A 17,652-nucleotide genomic window follows, 5' to 3' on the forward strand; every position below is an offset into this window, starting at 1 on the left:
ATCATTAGAGCTAATCATCCTCAGACGCTAGAAATACCTCCACACTTCAAGTGCTTCGCTGCTCAAACGAAGCATTAGCGAGGCCCCATCCTCCCCAAGGAACCACCGATGTCGTCCGTCCGCCCCTTGATTACCCCGCAAATCGCCACCCAGGCCCCAGGTTTCAGGGCGTTGAGCATTTGTGTCAAAGCCGCGCCCCTCATCAATCCGGGCTTCGCCGAGAAAGCCTTGGCCGATGCGTGCCAAGTAGTGATGAGCAATGAACCGGCCTGGGCAAAGGTGCACTTAGGGGCTTGGGCCGAGGTGTTTCGTCGATTTGGGGCCAAACCCCAACGTACACCATGTTCTGCCGAGGCCTTGCGCAAACGGGTGCTGCGGGACGCCGGGCTACCGAGCATCGATCCCATCGTTGATCTCTACAATGCGATCAGCCTTGAGTATGCGGTTCCGGTCGGCGGCGAGAACCTTGCGACCTATGTGGGCACACCAAGGCTGGTGATCGCCGATGGCAGTGAGCTGTTCGATACTGTCAAGGAAGGGCAAACCGTCAATGAATCCCCTGAGCCGGGAGAGGTTGTCTGGCGCGATGATGTGGGCGTGACCTGCCGACGCTGGAACTGGCGCCAGGGCATCAGGACCCGCTTGAGTTCAGACGCCACCCGAATGTGGTTCATCCTGGAAAGCCTTCCGCAAATGCCGCTCGATGCGTTGCAGGAGGCTGGCGGGCGCTTGGTTGAGGGGCTTGGGATCATGATGCCAGGGGCACTTGTGGAGCAGGAACTCATCGGTGCGAAGGTGGGGTAGGCAGCCAGGAGACAAAAGACGCCATGTCCCGAGAGACACCCACAACATCACCTCATAAGGCCCAAGCACCTTACTCGTCTGCACCCATCCCTGCCGCATCAACATTTCAAGATAATTCCCTGCCTCCATCGGAGGCCGCTTCAAGGACCGCCTCTGTTTCTGCGCTGCAGCCAACACCGCTGCCTGATCCAAATCCCAAGAGTCCGTAAAAAAGGGACAGACCTTTACTTAGCAGGCTGCCCCTCTTTTTGCTAGTTGAACTCCTGCACCACTGTACTGGCCCATCATCCCCGCCCCCTTCGCAAATACCTGCAAAACAAAACGCTCCCACCCATCGCAGAAACCAAAACCACCACCCCATTCCCCACCAACCAAATCCCAAAATTCCGACTCTGATCCGCATCCCCCTCATAAAACGGTCCAAAGTAAGCAGACACTGCCATCACCACCCCGTTAAACACCCCAACCGCCACCGCCACCACCAAAGCCACAAACACCACGCCCTTGAAAACATTCATATAACCTTCCAAAACCAAATCTCCCTGGACTCGTGATAATCCGAGAACGTCCCCTCAATAGAAAACCCCAACTGAATACGCGGGTAGCTCAGCCAATCCGTCAACCGCCGCCCATTCCACAAGTCGATGTGGTCACCACTACGATTGCCGAACGTCTCGTTCCCCCGGCGCCAAAAGTCTTTGAAGAAGATAATGCCTTGCTGCCCGGCCAATTCATCCTCGAAATCTTCGGACTTTACCTTCTTTACACGCTACAAACCGGGGATGTTCGCGCTACTTAAAGCCTTGGCCATTTCCTCTGCCGCCAGCACATGCCCGTCACTCTTGGGGTGTTGCCAACAATAGCGCACGCCACTTAGGCTGCTCAGGTCGGCGCCTGATCTGCGCAGTGCCACGCCAAGGTTGATTGCACATTGGTCGCTGAAGTTCTTGGCGCCGCTGGTTCTACATGGGGCGGCGTCTCCGAAGATTTCCGGGTGGTTTTTCCATAGGGTGTTGAAGTTCAGCATTCGGCGTTTCCATCGCGTATTTTCACGCGACCGTAGCAAACGCTCATGTAGTGGTCAATTCAACGCTCTCCCGGAAAAAAACGGGAAAAAGTGACAGATTTACTTCTCCAACGAAGATCTGACTTTTCCCACACCCACCATCGAACAAAGCCAATTTCCGGTACCGATTCCCCCTCGTAGGCTTACTTCCTCGCACAAGGAAGTGAGCCAGTCATGCCAGAGCGCGCGTACCCCATCACCGAAGAAGAACAGCTGAGACGACGAATACTGACCCCGCAACCTTCGCGGGCGCCCTATTTACCGTTTATTGATTTGCCCGACGCTGTTCCCGCGTCCACGCCTGAGCCCGCCAAGATTCCCGGCTACGTATTCGCCAAATCCAGCCAACTGCCCAACGGCATCGTCCGCTACAGCAACCCCACCGGTTACGTACCGCTGGAACTGATCAAAGACTACGGCCACTTCAGCCTGTTGGGTGGGCGCGAGGTGGACAGCCAAGGCGCGGTTGCCCTTAGCAAAATCAGCGGTAGCGCCCTGCCCGTTGGCTTGGGGCAGTTGGCGTTGCGCTCAGTGGTTTTGGAGTCGGCAGCCACCGCTGCTGGCACATTGAGCAGCGCGAAGACGGCACGCTCAAGGGCTATGGCTTTTACACGGGCAACAATGCCGATTGGCAGATGATTGATGTGGTGCAATTCCAGAACCGTGGTGATCAGTTTGTGGCGGATTTAGGTGAGGGCGTGGAGCTGATCTGGACGCCTGCAATTGATCCGGGTGACACCTTTGGCATCCCTGCATTGGAGGCTGCGCCGCAAGCTCCTGTGATGTGGATCTACCCGCCGACGGAGAAGGCCGCACGAACAACGGGGCCCAGCAAAAGATAACCGGCGTATAGAGAAATAAGAGGAGAGTTCGTTATGGCGATGAAAGTACGGCTGGAATGGTTCAACAAGCAAACGGACAACTTGGAGGCCGATGAATATTCAGCAGATTTTGAAGATGGCGACGGCATTCTTAACGAACTCGATCTGCACGAGGAACCTCAAATTTTTGCCGGAGGATTCAACATTCTCCCGAGCTGGATAAGCACCCTCCAGCCGTATTTCCGGCATGTGATAGAGCCCAGCCTTTTCGACTATCAAATTTCATTCCGCTACCAAGGCGCTTGGCCCCCACCTCCAAAACAGCCCAAGAAGGAGTCTTGATGCAATGAGGCCCACAATGAAAAAGCCCCTCCTCTACCGGAAAAAGTGACAGGTTTACTTCTCCAACGAAGATCTGACGCCCCTGGCCATCTCATATCGGCCCAACCAATCCATCCCCCTAATCTCTCGATTTGAGCTCTCCCCCACCCTCCCCGACTATGGCGTCACTTCCAACAACAAAAACCCGGAGCCCGCCATGACCGCCCGATTCCATAACCCGGTAGACACCCGCTTCGGCTGGGGTTGCCTGCAAGACCTGGCCAACATCACCGAGCACCAGACGGTCGCCCTTGTGACGTTCCCCGAAGCCCGTGGATTGGGATTGGTGGATCGGATCCAGGCGCTGCTGGGTGATCGCCTGGTGTATGTGATCGAGGACGTGCAACCCAACCCGGATGTTGCGCAATTGCGTGAAACCTACGAACGTTTTTGGCGGCAGGCCGGGGAGTGTGAGGTAGTGCTGGCGGTCGGTGGCGGCAGTGCGATTGATACGGCCAAGGCGTTGATTGTGGGTACCGCGTCTGGGCAGTTCGATGAGTTGCTGGCATTGCTGGCGACCGGCCAACCTTTTGTACCGGCGCACTGCAAGACGTTGATCGCCGCGCCTACCACGGCGGGTACCGGTAGTGAGGTGACGCCTTGGGCGACGATCTGGGATTCAGGCAACCACAAGAAGTATTCGCTGCACCTGGATTGCACCTGGCCAAAGGTGGCGATTGTCGACCCGCAGTTGATGCTGACGGTGCCGGCCGGGGTCACGGTTTCGACGGGGCTGGATGCCTTGTCCCATGCGCTGGAGTCGATCTGGAACATCAACGCCAACCCGATCTCGGATACCTTCGCCATTTCGGCCATCGAGGACATTCTGGAGTGCCTGCCACAGCTGCGGCGTGACCTGGGTAATCAGGAGTTACGCTCGCGGATGGCGTTGGCTGCACTAAAAGCTGGCCTGGCGTTTTCCAATACCAAGACGGCACTGGCCCACTCCATTTCCTACGAGATGACCCTGCACCACGGCCTGCCCCACGGCATCGCCTGCTCCTTTACCTTGCCACTGGTGCTCGGGTTGGCGTGGGGGCATGACGCAGCGCGCGATTGCACCTTGCAACGGGTGTTCGGCACCGACTTGCCCACGGCCCAGGCGCTACTGCGCGATTTCCTCCACAGCCTGGAGGTGAAAACCGAGTTTGCCGACTACGGCGTGACCAGCACAGAGGCCGAGACGATGATCCGCCTCGCCATGCAGGGTGCGCGCGGCAAAAACTTTATCGGATCAAAAGTTGCGTAGGCTCAACGCCATTCAGTCTTTCCTCTTGCACCTGTAAAGCGTGCCACCCCGAAACTGCGGTTCCGGGGGCGAATAACAATAAGGAAAACACCATGAATCGTGCACATACCCTGTCTGTTCCTGCCGCTCGCTCGGCGTCGTTTCGTGTTGCCCAGTGGCGCATGCTGTTGGCGGCAATGTTCTGTTATTTGTTCTTCTATACCGGGCGGCAGACCTTTGGTTTCGCCATTCCAGGGATCCAGGCCGAGTTCGGCCTGAGCAAGGAAACCCTCGGCTGGATCTCGGCCGCCATGCTCTGGGCCTATGCCATCGGCCAGGCAATCAACGGCAACCTCGCCGACAAGTTCGGTGGCCGACGCATCATGACCCTCGGCGCAGTGCTGTCCTGTGGCGCCAACTGGGTGACCAGTTTCGCCAGCGGATTTGCCGGGTTGATCCTGCCATGGGGCATCAACGGTTACTTCCAGGCCCTGGGCTGGGCGCCCGGCAGCCGTTTGATCTCCAACTGGTGGAGCGCCGGCGAACGCGGCAAGGTCTATGGCTTCTACGTATTCGCCGCTGGGTGTGCCTCGGTGCTGTCCTATGTCACCTCCATCGTGGTGCTGGAAGTACTGCAACTGGAATGGCGCTGGATCTTCCGCTTGCCGGTGTTGCTGATGCTGGCTGGTGGCATTCTGTTTTACCTGGTGGCCCGTGAACGCCCACAAGACCTGGGCTTTGAACCGCTGGCCGATACCGGCGTGGCCAACGCCGACGACAAAGGCCATGAAGTGGCCCAGGGCGAAGATGAAACCTCGGCCCAACGCTACAAGGCAGTGCTGAAAAACCCGCGGTTGATCATTGCCGCCGTGGCCCTGGGTTTTCAGAACGCGGCGCGCTACGGGCTAATCGTTTGGGTACCGGTGCATTTTCTGGGGGCCAACTGGAAAAGCGGCGACAGCATGATCGATCCGAAATGGATCACTGTCGCCCTGCCGGTGGGCATGGCCATCGGCGCCCTGAGCAACGGTTGGGTGTCGGACAAGCTGTTCGGCTCCAAGCGCTACCTGGCGATCATGCTCTATATGTTCCTCGGCGCCGCGACCAGCCTGTGGATGTGGAGCCTGCCGCCCCATAGCGCGATCGGTGTGGTGGCGCTGTTCTTGTGCGGTTTCTTCGTGTATGGCCCGGCCTCGAGTTTCTGGGCGCTGTGCCCGGATCTGGTGGGGGCCAAACGCGCCGGCACGGCAACCGGTGTGATGAACTTCTCGTCTTATCTGTTCGCCGGCCTGGCGGAACCGCTGATCGGCAGTATGCTCGACAGTACCGGCAATACGTCGTTGATCTTCATCGTCGTCACCTCGGCCTGCCTGTGCAGTATGGTGGTGGCCATGTTTATCCGCCGTTGATGGCTCAGCTCGAGCTGACCTCGCAACAGGACTCGTTATGTACCAGTACCACAAGTGGCTGCGTTCCTTTCATGCGGTGGCGAAGACCGGCAGTTTCACCCTCGCCGCCGATTACTTGAGCATCGGTCAGCCGACTGTCAGTGAACAGGTCAATGCGCTGGAAAGGCAGTTCTCGGTGGAGTTGTTCCATCGCCGTGGACGCTTTATCGAAATGAGTTCGGCGGGGCACGCGCTTTACGGGATCACCCAGGGCCTGTTCGGCCAGGAGGATGAAGCGATGCAACTGCTACAGAGTTTCAAGCAGAGAAAAACCGGGATGCTGCGGCTGGGGGCAGTCTCTCCGCCCATCGCCATGAACCTGACGTACGAACTGATGCAGCGCCACCCGGACATCGAGCTGGAAACCTCGTTTTCCCCGGAGAAAGAAACCCTCGGCCGCCTGTTCAACTTCGATATCGACGTGGCGATCCTGGCCCTCTCCGAATTCGACCAACGCTTCGATACGCAGTTGTATCGGCGCTATCCGATCATCGCCGTGGTACGCGACGATCATCCCTGGGCCCGGCAGAAAGAGGTCCACGTCGAGCAGATCAGCCACGAGCGTTGGGTGCTGCGCGAACGCAGCTCGCGCACCCGACAACTGGTGGAAGAAAGCTGCAAGCGCCTGGGGGTCGACCTGAACTGCGTGATGCAGTTGAACAGCCGCGAAGCAATCGTGCATGCGATCGCCAAAGGCATCGGTATTGGCTTCGTGTCAGCGGTGGAGTACGCCCAAACCCCGGGTACCACACCGATCACCTTTGTCGATCACCCGTTTTCCATCGACTACCACCTGTGTTGCCTGGGGATCCGGCGCAACCGGCCGATGATCGCCGAGCTGTTCGAGGCCAGTCCGATCCCGGCTACCTGATTCGCTTCACACCTTCAAGCACTCAACCGGCTTAGCTCTTTGCTGAAAGAGCGACGGCCTGTTCACACTCGAAAATGGAGATCAACCATGCATTACCAACCACCTTCCAAGCTGCAAGCCGTGGTCCTGGACTGGGCCGGCACCGTCGTCGACTTCGGCTCGTTCGCCCCCACGCAGATTTTCGTCGAGGCCTTCGGCGAGTTTGGTGTCGCGGTTTCCCTGGAGGAGGCACGCGGCCCGATGGGCATGGGCAAGTGGGATCACATCCGCACCTTGTGCAATCAACCGCAGATTGCCGAGCGTTACCGCGCAGTGTTCGACCGCCTGCCGACCGACGATGACGTCACCGCCTTGTATGAACGTTTTATGCCGTTGCAGATCGAGAAGATCGCCCTGCATTCGGCGGTCATTCCCGGCGCGCTGCAAGCCATCGAAACCTTGCGCGCCAAGGGTTTGAAAATCGGCTCCTGTTCCGGTTACCCGGCGGTAGTCATGGCCAAGGTGGTCGAGTTGGCGCGGCAGAACGGCTATGTGGCCGACCATGTGGTAGCCACCGACGAAGTGCCCAACGGCCGCCCGCACCCGGCCCAGGCCTTGGCCAACGTCATCGCGCTGGGGATCAGCGACGTCGCGGCTTGCGTGAAGGTCGACGACACCTGGCCGGGGATTCTGGAAGGCCGCAGCGCTGGTATGTGGACCGTCGCCCTAACCTGCTCCGGCAATGCGCTGGGCCTGACCTACGAGCAATACAAGGCGCTGCCCGCCGAAGAACTGGCGAAGGAACGCGAGCGCATCACCCGGATGTTTGAAGGTTCACGCCCGCATTACTTGATCGATACCATTGTGGAGTTGCCGGCAGTGATCGACGACATCAATGCACGGCTGGCACGTGGGGAAACACCGCAGGGCTCCTGACAAGCGCAGAGTAACCCCGGTGGGAGATTCTATGGTCGCAGCCCCCCTCAACCATAGAATCGCCCTCACTCGAACTGCGCCGTCATGGAATACCGGGCCGATTATTGAGATTGAAACGTCTCAAGATAGGCCAGCAGGTTTTCAATCTTCTCCTGATCACTGATACCCCAGAAAATCATGCGGGTGCCGCTCACGACTTTTTTCGGGTTCTCGATATAGGCCGCCAGCTTTTCCCGCGTCCACACCACGCCCGAGTTTTTCATCGCCTCAGAGTATTGATAATCGGTGGTGGTACCCGCCGGCCGGTCAATGATCCCATTGAGTTGCGGCCCAAAACCGCCGCGTGCGTTAGCGCCAACGCTATGGCAACCACCACAGGTCTTGCTGAACAGTTTTGCGCCAGCTTCAGCATCGCCGGCCGCAGCCACCTGAAGGCTGAATGGCCCGATAGCTAGCGCCAACGCGCAGGTCAGTAGGGTGGCGTGTTTCATCGATGGCTCTCGGTCAGATAAGGCTGGCAACAAAGTACGGGCAATTCTATCCCGATACGCGCCACACCATGGCTGTACTCATCAAGCAGTCTCTCTGCCAAACGCGGATCAGGCGTCAACGAGTCCCGCTCAACCCTCAGTCGCCGGTAGCCGCAAGCGCTACACCGGCAACACTACTATCGCCACCAGCCCGCCGCCGGGGCGGTCCATCAGGGTCAGCGTGCCGCCATGTTCCAGGACAATCGCCCGGGCGCTGGAAAGCCCCAGCCCGACGCCGCCGGTGCTTTTGTTGCGCGAGCCTTCCAGGCGGAAAAACGGCAGGAATACCTGTTCGCGAAACTCGGCGGGAATCCCCGGCCCGCGGTCCAGTACACGAATGACCACCTGCGCCTCACGCTGTTGCAGCTCAATCTGCGGCGCATGCCCATAGTGGATGGCGTTTTCCATCAAGTTGCTCATGACCCGCTTGAGGCCCAGGGGCCGACCTAAGTACACCAAGCGCGGCGGACCACTGAAGGTGATGTCGATGGACTGGTCGCGGTAGTCGTCCACCAAGGTTTGCAGCAGCTCGGCCAGGTCCAGTTGAGTGGCCTGTTCCAGGCGCGCATCATCGCGAAAGAACTCCAGGGCGGTGTTGATCATCGCCTGCATCTCATCGACATCGCGGAACAGCTTCTGCTGCTGATCGCTGTCTTCAATAAATTCGCCCCGCAGCCGCAGGCGGGTCAAGGGTGCCCGCAGGTCATGGGAGATGGCCGCGAGCATCTGGATGCGGTCCTGGATGAAGTGCTGCAACTGGGCCTGCATGCCGTTGAACGCCAGGATCGCCTGACGGATTTCGTGAGGACCTACCGGTTCGATGGGTGGAGCCCGGAAGTCGGTGCCGAAATGCCGGACGCCCTGGGCGAAATGTTGCAAGGGCCTGGCCAGGCGCCGGGTGGCAATCAGCGTGACCAGAGCAGTGGAAATCAGCACCAGGATCAGTACGATCGCACTGCGCGGCCCCTCGGCCAGGCCCCAACTGCGGGACGTGGCGCTGAACATCAACCAGGAGTGATCGGTCAGCTCCACCAGCAATGCGTAATGCCCGCCGGGGCCGGCCCAGTCGGAGGGTTCGAAGCCCTCGACTCGGCGTTGTGGCCATGCCAGCAAATCCACAAATGTTTCTTGTCCCGAGTAGAAGTCGTCGTCCTTGACCACGGGCAAGCCGAAGCGCCCGGGATTGACCGACCAATGCACACTGAAACTGCTATCGCCGGCTGACCGGGCCAGGCTGGAACGTTGGGCGGGGTCCGCCGCCTCGATCATCCGGACAGCGACCGCCACCCTGTCCAAAAGACCGGTTTCACCCAGGGGCGGCCGGGCCCAGACGCCGGCAAGTTGCGCAAACAGTGCATTGAGCGCCAGGGCGGTAAGCATGGCGATCAGGATGGTCAGGGCGATCCAGCGGGCCACTGTGTCTCGGAGGCGACGGCCAATCATGAACGGGTCACGCTGACAGTGAACTGATAGCCACCATTGCGCACGGTGCGAATCATCGCCGGGCGCTTGGTGTCGAACTCCAGCTTGCGCCGCAAACGGCTGACCTGCACGTCGATGCTACGATCGAAGGCCTCATGGCGATTGCCTCGCGCCAGGGTCAACAATTGCTCGCGGGTCAGTACTCGCTGGGGGTTTTCGACAAACACCAGCAGCAGGTCGAATTCGCCGGAGGACAGAGCAATCATCACCTGCTCCGGCGAGCGCAGTTCACGGCGGGTCAGGTCCAGTTGCCAGCCGTCGAAACGAATCAACGGTCGCGTGGCCTCGCCCATGGTGGGCCGGCTTTCGCCAGCGCGGCGCAGCACAGCGCGTACCCGGGCCAGCAACTCACGGGCGTCGAAGGGCTTGCTGAGGTAATCATCGGCGCCCATTTCCAGGCCCACTACCCGGTCACTGAGTTCGCCCATGGCCGTCAACATGGGCAGACCTCTGCGACATCCATGAACAAACGCTCTGCGGTTTCTGGCCTCATCATTTGACGCAAAACGTTTATAGTTCAGCCCTCACTCCCCGCTGTAAGTTCGCTCGCGTCCTGATAACCAGACCAGGAACGGCGTTGGCGCGCAGCTCCCGGCCTTGCTTTCAAGCGCCGCTTAACAAAACACTGACATCCGCTGCGCTATCCTCGCCGGCCAAACTTTGCATGGAGCCACGTTCCGTATGTCTCGACCCGACACATTGCCCGCGGTACTTGCCGGCCCGCTGCTACGTCGCCTGGAACCCAGGCGCCTGGTGTTGTGGCTGGTGGGAAGTCGCGCATTGGCGTTGACCCTGAGGCTGCAACTGCCCGGCCAGACTCTCGATATCGAGCTGGACACGGAACACTGCCAAGTCATCTCCGTCGGGCACCAGGCTTTTATCCACCTGATAGACGTGTCGCTGGCCGACGCACTGCCCCTGGATGAAACCATCGGCTATGACCTGCTGATCAACGAAACCCACGGCCACCCCTGCGGTATTGCCCAATGGGCGCCACACCTGTTGTACGCGAACACGCAAAACCCGAATTTTGTGCTGCACAGCCATATTCACCAACTGATGCACGGCTCCTGCCGCAAACCACACCACCCCGCCGATGAAGGTTTGTTATGCGTTGACCGCTTGCTGGCTGACGCTCCCACGCTGGCGGAGCGTCCGGCCTTATTGATGATGAGCGGCGATCAGGTTTACGCCGATGACGTCGCGGGGCCAATGTTGCGCGCCATCCACCAACTGATCGACCGCCTCGGCCTGTTCGACGAACACTTGGACGGTGCCGTCGTGGACGACAGCGCGAAGCTCTACGAACATCCCGCCAGCTACTATCATCGCGCCGACTTGCTGCCCGCCTTGAAACAGAACGAAACCTTGCGCGAGCGTTTTTTCGGTGGTGTGAAAAAGCCGATTTTCACCAGCAGTACCGCCGACAACCACCTGGTGACCTTTGCCGAAGTGATCGCCATGTATTTACTGGCCTGGTCACCGACGCCCTGGACCCTGATCACACCGCAAGCGCCGCAACTGACCACAGAAGAACAAGCACGTTATGCTCGCGAGCAGGTGCAAATAGACAATTTTCGCAATGGCCTGGGCGGCGTAGCCAGGGTGTTTTCCCACCTGTCCTGCTTGATGATCTTCGACGATCACGACATCACCGACGACTGGAACCTCAGCGCCCAATGGGAAGAAACTGCCTACGGCCATGCCTTTTCCAAGCGCATCATTGGCAACGCACTATTGGCTTATATGCTGTGCCAGGGCTGGGGTAATAACCCGGACGCCTTTGAGGAGCTGTTGGGCCAGACCCGCACACTCACCGCCCAGGCTCATAACAATTACCTGGACGCTCGCGCCCAGGATGAGTTGGTGGATACGCTGCTGAAGTTCCAGCAATGGCACTACGTCTTGCCCACCACCCCCGCGCTGGTGGTACTCGACACGCGCACCCGACGCTGGCGCAGCGAGTTCAACCTCAAGCAGCCATCCGGCCTGTTGGACTGGGAAGCCTTGAGCGAACTGCAACAGGAACTGCTCGACCATCCGTCGGCGATCATCGTTTCACCGACACCCGTGTTTGGGGTGAAACTGATTGAGGCAGTGCAAAAAGTCTTCAGTTGGTGTGGCTACCCGCTGCTGGTGGACGCCGAAAACTGGATGGCCCATCGCGGTGGTGCCCAGGTAATCCTGAATATTTTTCGACACTCTCGCACCCCGGGCAACTACGTGATCCTGTCGGGCGACGTGCACTACTCGTTTGTCTACGAAGTGTTGATCCGCCACCGTAACGCCGGGCCGAAGATCTGGCAGATCACCAGCAGCGGCATCAAGAACGAGTTTCCCAGACGCTTGCTGGATTGGTTCGATCGCCTCAATCGCTGGCTCTACTCGCCCCGCTCGCCCTTGAACTGGCTGACCCGCCGCCGGCCCATGGAGGTGGTGCCGCATATTCCGGAACATGCCCAGGCGGGCGAACGCTTATGGAACTGCGCCGGTATTGGCCAAGTGTATTTCAATGAGCTGGGGCAACCTGAGGCGATCTATCAACACAACGCCGATGGGACGCCACGCACGAAGATGCTGGCGCCGCAGTAATACATTGCTGCACTCGGCGCCCGCACCTCGAACAATAGAAGACGCGGCCATGTGATTGCCCGCGCCTGCTGTGGCTCAGCGAACGGGCGGTGCGTACTGAATCCCGCCGTTATTCCATAAGGCATTGAGCCCGCGCTTGATTTTCAGCACGCTGCCCTGGCCGATATTGCGTTCGAACACTTCGCCATAGTTACCTACTTGCTTGACGATCTGCACCACCCAATCCTTGCGCAGTTTCAGGTCCTTGCCGTATTCACCGTCGGCCCCCAACAAGCGGGCCACATCGGGGTTGCGAGTGGTCTTGGCCTGCTCTTCGACGTTCTGCGAGGTGATGCCCATTTCCTCGGCGTTAAGCATGGCGAACAGCGTCCACTTGACGATGCTGAACCATTCATCATCGCCTTTGCGCACCAGCGGCCCCAGCGGTTCCTTGGAGATTACTTCTGGCAGCACCACAAACTCATCCGGATGGGCCATCTTGATCCGCTGGGCGTAGAGACCCGACTGGTCGGTGGTCAGCACGTCGCAGCGGCCAGCTTCCAGGCCCTTGGCACTTTCATCAGCGGTGTCGAAGGTGATCGGCGTGTACTTCATGGCGTTGGCGCGGAAATAATCCGAGACGTTCAACTCGGTGGTGGTGCCGGCCTGGATGCAAATGGTCGCGCCATCCAGTTCCTTGGCGTGGCTCACCCCCAGTTTGTTATTTACCAGGAAGCCAATGCCGTCGTAGTAAGTGACCCCGGTAAACACCAGGCCCATGCCCGAATCCCGTGAACTGGTCCAGGTGGTGTTGCGCGAAATCAGGTCAATTTCCCCGGACTGCAACGCCGTGAAACGTTCCTTTGCAGTCAACTGGCTGAACTTCACTTTCGAGGCATCCCCGAACACTGCGGCAGCAACGGCGTGGCAGACGTCAACGTCGATGCCGGTCATCTTGCCCGTGGCATCCGGCACACCGAAACCGGGCAAGCCATCGCTGACACCACACTGGATAAAGCCTTTCTTCTGGATCGCATCCAGCGTCGCGCCCGCATGGGCGGTGCCCGTCAGGCCCAATACAGCAGCGGCGGTGAATGCCGCCAAGGTGGTTTTCAGGTTGTTCATGCAAGGCGCTCCCTGTCGATCTTTATTATTCAGCGCCGCAAACCCGCGCCGGTTTATCGTCACGGCTGAGTATCAACGGCTTTACACCTTGGCCACAAACGACGTTTAGGCTTAGGTTCCTTCCGATTTGGAATGAACTCGGTTTTTAGAGGAGCCATGATCCCGTGATTTGAAAACGCTTGCCCCCAGGGGGAGATCCTCAAGGTGAAGGCATTTTTGTGGCCGCACATCCCGACTTTTAATAATGACCCGCACACTTTATTTCGTTTGCGGTACGGCGCGGCTCACGGCTTAGATAAAAGAAGCCTCCCACTGTCGAGTCCGAGCCCCATGAGCCGCGAAACCATCAGCCAGTCGATTTCCACCGTCCACCCCATCAACCTCAGCGTTGGTAAAAACGCCGAAGTCTGGGACACCACTGGCAAACGCTACATCGACTTTGTCGGCGGCATTGGGGTACTCAACCTCGGCCACTGTCATCCGCGCATCGTCGAGGCCATACGCGAGCAGGCCACAAAGCTGACCCACTACGCCTTCAACGCTGCGCCTCATGCACCCTATATCGAGCTGATGGGTCGCCTCAGCGCCTTTATTCCGGTGGGCTACCCGGTCAGCGGCATGCTCACCAACAGTGGCGCGGAAGCCGCAGAAAACGCCCTGAAGATCGTGCGTGGTGCCACTGGCCGCACGGCCGTGATCGCCTTCGACGGCGCCTTCCACGGCCGCACCCTGGCCACCCTGAACCTCAACGGCAAGGTCGCGCCCTACAAGCAGAAAGTCGGTGTGCTGCCAGGCCCCGTGTATCACCTGCCCTTCCCCAGCCGAGACAATGGAGTGACCTGCGACGAGGCGCTGAAGGCGATGGAGCGGTTATTCAGCGTGGAGATCGACGTAGAGGACGTCGCCTGCTTCATCATCGAACCCGTGCAGGGCGAAGGGGGCTTCCTGACCCTCGACATAGCGTTCGCCCAGGCCCTGAGGCGTTTTTGCGACGACAAGAACATCCTGCTGATTGCCGACGAAATCCAGTCCGGTTTCGGTCGTACCGGCCAGCGCTTCGCGTTCTCACGCCTGGGAATAGAGCCAGACCTGATCCTGCTGGGTAAAAGCATCGCTGGCGGCGTGCCGCTTGGGGCGGTGGTGGGACGCAAAGCGCTGCTCGACACCTTGCCCAAGGGCGGCCTGGGTGGCACCTACTCCGGCAACCCCATTGCCTGCGCGGCGGCGCTGGCGACCCTCGACGTGATGACCGATGAACACTTGCAAGCCTGGGGCGCGCAACAGGAAGCAGCGATAGTCAGCCGCCATGAATCGTGGCGAGCCAGGCAACTGTCACCTTACCTGGGCCGTTTGACCGGCGTTGGTGCCATGCGCGGTATTGAGTTGGCCAACGCTGATGGCACCCCGGCGCCTCAACAACTGGCCCAACTGCTGAACTTGGCGCGGGATGCCGGCTTGTTGCTGATGCCCAGTGGCAAATCCCGGCACATTGTTCGCCTGCTGGCACCGCTGACCATCGAGCCGGCAGTGCTGGAAGAGGGCCTGGACATTCTTGAGGCATGCCTGGCCAAGCTGGATTGAACCGCTGCCCCCAACGCTGTCGCCGGCTAAAGCCAGGATGACCTTAGGGACTGACATAGCGAATTATAGTCGCTTGTCGTGGGAAATTTTGCCCGGCAATACTCACCGTTAATCCCTCTACCTGACGAGGTCAGTACCACTGACAAGCCAGAGGTATCCATGTATCACGACAATATAATTTATAAAAAGAAGTCCAACGATCCTCGATTCCTACTCGGCCTGGCCGTGGTGCTGTTTCTCGGCGCGTACCTGATGAACCTGGGTAACAGTGCCCTGAGTCATTTCCTGCACCCCCTGCTAGGCAACGCACCAGACAGCTTGACGGCGCGCAATATCGCTATCGGCCTGAGCATTGCCGTGCTCGGCACGCTCAACGTGCATATCCTGGGGCGCTTGAAGCTCAAGGTGCAGACTACGGTGGTCTGGATCGAGTTGCTGATACTGTTCCTGGCGTTCTTCGATACCTTCAATCTCTCCTACAGCTTCATCCTCGACAAGGTGGGTTTCCTGGTCATCCAGGGCGCGGCCACCACCCTGTATATCTCCGCCATTGCCATCATGATCGCCTTCGTCCTGGCGCTCATCGGCGCGGTGGCCAAGCTGTCGAACAACGGCGTGGCCAACGCCCTGGCCTCGTTCTACACCTCGTTCTTTCGCGGTGTGCCGCTGCTGATCCAGATCTACCTGATTTACCTGGGGCTGCCACAACTGGGCTACGTGGTCGACGCGGTGCCTGCCGGCATCCTGGCATTGTCGCTGTGCTACGGCGCCTACATGACAGAGATCTTCCGCGCAGGCATCCAGAGTATTCCGGTAGGCCAGTGGGAAGCGTCCCGAGCCTTGGGTATCAGCCCGTTCAAGACCCTGAGCCGGGTGATCATGCCCCAGGCCTTGCGGGTGATCATTCCGCCCACCGGCAACCAGTTCATCGCCATGCTCAAGGACAGTTCCCTGGTTTCGGTGATCGGTGTCTGGGAGTTGATGTACCTGGCCAAGACCCAGGGCCGCGCCGACTTCCGGCACCTGGAAATGCTGATCACTGCGGCGATGATTTACTGGGCGCTGTCTTTCATCCTCGAACGGGTGCAGGCGCGGATTGAAAAACGGGTCAACCGATCCACGGCAAGGGGTTGAACCATGACCACTCAAATTCATATCGCCGAGCAATCGAGCAGCGCCCCGTCGATGATTGCCATCACCGGCCTGAACAAGTGGTATGGCAATTTCCATGCGTTGCGTGACGTCGACCTGAACGTCGCCAGCGGCGAGATCCTGGTGGTGTGTGGCCCGTCTGGCTCGGGCAAATCCACAATGATTCGCTGCATCAACCACCTGGAAAACTTTCAGAAGGGTCATATCCAGGTCAACGGCATCACCCTCACCAGCGAAGCGGAAAGTGTCAGCGCCGTGCGCCGGGAAATCGGCATGGTGTTCCAAAGCTTCAACCTGTTCCCGCACCTCAGTGTATTGGACAACCTGACCCTCGCCCCACAACTGGTACAAGGGGTGTCCTCGGTCGAGGCGAAAAAGCGCGCCCAGGTTTACCTCGAACGTGTGCGCATTGCCGAACATGCCCACAAGTACCCTTCCCAATTATCGGGCGGCCAGCAACAACGGGTAGCGATTGCCCGGGCACTGTGCATGAAGCCCAAGGTCATGCTGTTCGACGAGCCCACCTCGGCACTGGACCCGGAGATGGTCCATGAGGTGCTGGAGGTGATGGGCGAGTTGGCCACCGACGGCATGACCATGATCTGCGTAACCCATGAGATGGGTTTTGCCAGCAAGGTCGCCGACCGTGTGCTGTTCATGGATCAGGGCCAAGTCATCGAACAAGCCACCCCAGCCGAGTTTTTCAACAACCCACAGACCGAGCGCGCGCAGAAATTTCTCTCGCAAATCATCGGTCACTGAGTGCCGTTTTACCCATAACAATAACCAGACGTGGAGATGGACATGCTCAGCAAACAACGCGCAATCACCCTGGCGGCAACCCTGTCACTGCTGTTCGTCGGCACGGCCAACGCCGGCGCAGTCCTGGACAAAATCCAGGGCAGCAAACAAATGACCGTAGCGACGTCCGCTATCTGGCCGCCCCAGGGGTTTATCAACGACAAGAATGAAATCGACGGCTTCGACATCGATGTCTCCAAGGAGATCGCCAAGCGATTAGGGGTGGAGGTCAAGTTCATCACCCCAGACTGGGACGTGATCACTGCCGGCAAGTGGAATGGCCGTTGGGACATGTCCGTGGGCTCCATGACGGCCACTAAAAGCCGGGCGCGAATTCTCGATTTCCCGGCCACTTACTACTACGTGCCCTATGTGTTTGCCGTGCACAACAGCTCGACCCTCAGCGACCGTCAAGCCCTCAATGGCAAGACCATTGGCGTGGAAGGCGGCACCACCTCCGAAGACTGCCTGAATCAAGCCCTGGCAATCGAAACCAGTGACATTCCAGCGGCCTCTTGCGACGTCAAGGCCGGCAAACTGAAAACTTACGCAGGCTCCCTGGCGCCACTGGACGACTTGCGCCTGGGGGACGGCGTGCGCCTGGACGCGATCCTCACCCAGCGCAGCACCCTGGAAGCTGCGATCAAGAAAAATTACCCGCTCAAGGCGATTGATGGGGTGGTGTTCTACGAGCCGTTGGCCATTGCCACCGACAAGGGTGACCCGGAACTCAAGGCCAAGCTCGCCGAAATCGTCGGCGCAATGCATGACGATGGCACACTGACCAAACTGTCGACCAAGTGGTATGGCGTGGACTACTCCACCGTTAAATAGCATGCCCCCCCGCTCCTACAGGGGGGGCTATTCAAGGATTTC

Annotated in this window: 15 protein-coding genes and 4 pseudogenes; 12 read left to right on the plus strand and 7 right to left on the minus strand. The window is 59.1% G+C overall.

Annotation, left to right across the window (positions count from 1 at the left end; all coding sequences use genetic code 11):
- Positions 1-108: 108 nt before the first annotated feature.
- Positions 109-804 (plus strand): B3/B4 domain-containing protein, encoded by a 696-nt coding sequence (locus GIR22_RS12190; protein WP_154743562.1) that lies wholly within the window; start codon positions 109-111, stop codon positions 802-804.
- 42 nt (positions 805-846) lie between these two features.
- Here the strand turns inward: GIR22_RS12190 and GIR22_RS26665 are convergent.
- From GIR22_RS26665 to GIR22_RS12200, 3 genes and pseudogenes are all read right to left on the minus strand, one after another.
- A pseudogene (locus tag GIR22_RS26665) lies at positions 847-1,017 on the minus strand (VapC50 family PIN domain-containing toxin); the annotation flags it as partial.
- 71 nt (positions 1,018-1,088) lie between these two features.
- Positions 1,089-1,322: a hypothetical protein gene (locus GIR22_RS12195; RefSeq protein WP_154743563.1), complete on the minus strand. Its 234-nt coding sequence runs from the start codon at positions 1,320-1,322 to the stop codon at positions 1,089-1,091.
- Positions 1,319-1,831, minus strand: a pseudogene (locus GIR22_RS12200) (type VI secretion system amidase effector protein Tae4). Before GIR22_RS12200 ends, GIR22_RS12195 begins: the two are co-directional and overlap by 4 nt.
- 213 nt (positions 1,832-2,044) lie before the next feature.
- Here GIR22_RS12200 and GIR22_RS12205 point away from each other — a divergent pair.
- The 6 genes and pseudogenes from GIR22_RS12205 to phnX form a co-directional block, all read left to right on the plus strand.
- A pseudogene (locus tag GIR22_RS12205) lies at positions 2,045-2,688 on the plus strand (S-type pyocin domain-containing protein); the annotation flags it as partial.
- A 57-nt stretch (positions 2,689-2,745) separates the two neighbouring features.
- On the plus strand, positions 2,746-3,033 hold the full coding sequence (locus tag GIR22_RS12210; RefSeq protein WP_154743564.1) for a colicin E3-like toxin immunity protein: 288 nt from the start codon (positions 2,746-2,748) through the stop codon (positions 3,031-3,033).
- A gap of 196 nt (positions 3,034-3,229) precedes the next feature.
- Positions 3,230-4,321, plus strand: a complete 1,092-nt coding sequence (psrA, locus tag GIR22_RS12215; RefSeq protein ID WP_154743565.1) for an iron-containing alcohol dehydrogenase PsrA — start codon at positions 3,230-3,232, stop codon at positions 4,319-4,321.
- Between the two features lie 92 nt (positions 4,322-4,413).
- Positions 4,414-5,709 carry an MFS transporter gene (locus GIR22_RS12220; RefSeq protein ID WP_154743566.1) on the plus strand — a complete coding sequence of 432 codons (1,296 nt, stop codon included), beginning with the start codon at positions 4,414-4,416 and terminating at the stop codon, positions 5,707-5,709.
- A gap of 37 nt (positions 5,710-5,746) precedes the next feature.
- A complete protein-coding gene (locus GIR22_RS12225; protein WP_154743567.1) occupies positions 5,747-6,619 on the plus strand; it encodes a LysR substrate-binding domain-containing protein in 873 nt (290 codons plus the stop codon).
- Positions 6,620-6,706: 87 nt separating this feature from the next.
- Positions 6,707-7,534, plus strand: coding sequence for a phosphonoacetaldehyde hydrolase (gene phnX / locus GIR22_RS12230; protein ID WP_154743568.1), 828 nt, complete (start codon positions 6,707-6,709; stop codon positions 7,532-7,534).
- 101 nt (positions 7,535-7,635) lie between these two features.
- Here phnX and GIR22_RS12235 read toward each other — a convergent pair whose 3' ends face one another.
- The 3 genes and pseudogenes from GIR22_RS12235 to GIR22_RS12245 form a co-directional block, all read right to left on the minus strand.
- Positions 7,636-8,025, minus strand: coding sequence for a c-type cytochrome (locus GIR22_RS12235; RefSeq protein ID WP_154743569.1), 390 nt, complete (start codon positions 8,023-8,025; stop codon positions 7,636-7,638).
- 159 nt (positions 8,026-8,184) lie between these two features.
- Complete coding sequence (locus tag GIR22_RS12240) at positions 8,185-9,507, minus strand: ATP-binding protein (RefSeq protein WP_154743570.1); 1,323 nt, start codon at positions 9,505-9,507, stop codon at positions 8,185-8,187.
- Positions 9,504-9,989 (minus strand): annotated as a pseudogene (locus GIR22_RS12245) (winged helix-turn-helix domain-containing protein); the annotation flags it as partial. The gene GIR22_RS12240 and the pseudogene GIR22_RS12245, both read right to left, overlap by 4 nt.
- A gap of 238 nt (positions 9,990-10,227) precedes the next feature.
- Here GIR22_RS12245 and GIR22_RS12250 point away from each other — a divergent pair.
- Positions 10,228-12,138, plus strand: a complete 1,911-nt coding sequence (locus tag GIR22_RS12250) for a metallophosphoesterase family protein (protein ID WP_154743571.1) — start codon at positions 10,228-10,230, stop codon at positions 12,136-12,138.
- A gap of 75 nt (positions 12,139-12,213) precedes the next feature.
- Here the strand turns inward: GIR22_RS12250 and GIR22_RS12255 are convergent, their stop codons facing one another.
- Positions 12,214-13,242: an amino acid ABC transporter substrate-binding protein gene (locus GIR22_RS12255; protein ID WP_154743572.1), complete on the minus strand. Its 1,029-nt coding sequence runs from the start codon at positions 13,240-13,242 to the stop codon at positions 12,214-12,216.
- A 330-nt stretch (positions 13,243-13,572) separates the two neighbouring features.
- Here GIR22_RS12255 and GIR22_RS12260 point away from each other — a divergent pair, with 330 nt between their 5' ends.
- The 4 genes from GIR22_RS12260 to GIR22_RS12275 all read left to right on the plus strand — a co-directional run bounded on the left by GIR22_RS12260 (position 13,573) and on the right by GIR22_RS12275 (position 17,610).
- Positions 13,573-14,823 (plus strand): 2-aminoadipate transaminase, encoded by a 1,251-nt coding sequence (locus GIR22_RS12260; protein WP_154743573.1) that lies wholly within the window; start codon positions 13,573-13,575, stop codon positions 14,821-14,823.
- Positions 14,824-14,982: 159 nt separating this feature from the next.
- Complete coding sequence (locus tag GIR22_RS12265) at positions 14,983-15,957, plus strand: amino acid ABC transporter permease (protein ID WP_154743574.1); 975 nt, start codon at positions 14,983-14,985, stop codon at positions 15,955-15,957.
- A gap of 51 nt (positions 15,958-16,008) precedes the next feature.
- Complete coding sequence (locus GIR22_RS12270) at positions 16,009-16,737, plus strand: amino acid ABC transporter ATP-binding protein (protein ID WP_154743590.1); 729 nt, start codon at positions 16,009-16,011, stop codon at positions 16,735-16,737.
- A gap of 42 nt (positions 16,738-16,779) precedes the next feature.
- Positions 16,780-17,610, plus strand: a complete 831-nt coding sequence (locus tag GIR22_RS12275; RefSeq protein ID WP_154743575.1) for a transporter substrate-binding domain-containing protein — start codon at positions 16,780-16,782, stop codon at positions 17,608-17,610.
- Positions 17,611-17,652 lie beyond the last annotated feature (42 nt).

The sequence above is a fragment of the Pseudomonas karstica genome (assembly GCF_009707515.1).
Taxonomy (GTDB): Bacteria; Pseudomonadota; Gammaproteobacteria; order Pseudomonadales; family Pseudomonadaceae; genus Aquipseudomonas; species Aquipseudomonas karstica.

Coding starts and splice junctions, on each gene's coding strand:
- GIR22_RS12190 (WP_154743562.1), top strand. CDS start 109: ATGTCGTCCGTCCGCCCCTTGATTACCCCGCAAATCGCCACCCAGGCC.
- GIR22_RS12195 (WP_154743563.1), bottom strand. CDS start 1,322: ATGAATGTTTTCAAGGGCGTGGTGTTTGTGGCTTTGGTGGTGGCGGTG.
- GIR22_RS12210 (WP_154743564.1), top strand. CDS start 2,746: ATGGCGATGAAAGTACGGCTGGAATGGTTCAACAAGCAAACGGACAAC.
- psrA (WP_154743565.1), top strand. CDS start 3,230: ATGACCGCCCGATTCCATAACCCGGTAGACACCCGCTTCGGCTGGGGT.
- GIR22_RS12220 (WP_154743566.1), top strand. CDS start 4,414: ATGAATCGTGCACATACCCTGTCTGTTCCTGCCGCTCGCTCGGCGTCG.
- GIR22_RS12225 (WP_154743567.1), top strand. CDS start 5,747: ATGTACCAGTACCACAAGTGGCTGCGTTCCTTTCATGCGGTGGCGAAG.
- phnX (WP_154743568.1), top strand. CDS start 6,707: ATGCATTACCAACCACCTTCCAAGCTGCAAGCCGTGGTCCTGGACTGG.
- GIR22_RS12235 (WP_154743569.1), bottom strand. CDS start 8,025: ATGAAACACGCCACCCTACTGACCTGCGCGTTGGCGCTAGCTATCGGG.
- GIR22_RS12240 (WP_154743570.1), bottom strand. CDS start 9,507: ATGATTGGCCGTCGCCTCCGAGACACAGTGGCCCGCTGGATCGCCCTG.
- GIR22_RS12250 (WP_154743571.1), top strand. CDS start 10,228: ATGTCTCGACCCGACACATTGCCCGCGGTACTTGCCGGCCCGCTGCTA.
- GIR22_RS12255 (WP_154743572.1), bottom strand. CDS start 13,242: ATGAACAACCTGAAAACCACCTTGGCGGCATTCACCGCCGCTGCTGTA.
- GIR22_RS12260 (WP_154743573.1), top strand. CDS start 13,573: ATGAGCCGCGAAACCATCAGCCAGTCGATTTCCACCGTCCACCCCATC.
- GIR22_RS12265 (WP_154743574.1), top strand. CDS start 14,983: ATGTATCACGACAATATAATTTATAAAAAGAAGTCCAACGATCCTCGA.
- GIR22_RS12270 (WP_154743590.1), top strand. CDS start 16,009: ATGATTGCCATCACCGGCCTGAACAAGTGGTATGGCAATTTCCATGCG.
- GIR22_RS12275 (WP_154743575.1), top strand. CDS start 16,780: ATGCTCAGCAAACAACGCGCAATCACCCTGGCGGCAACCCTGTCACTG.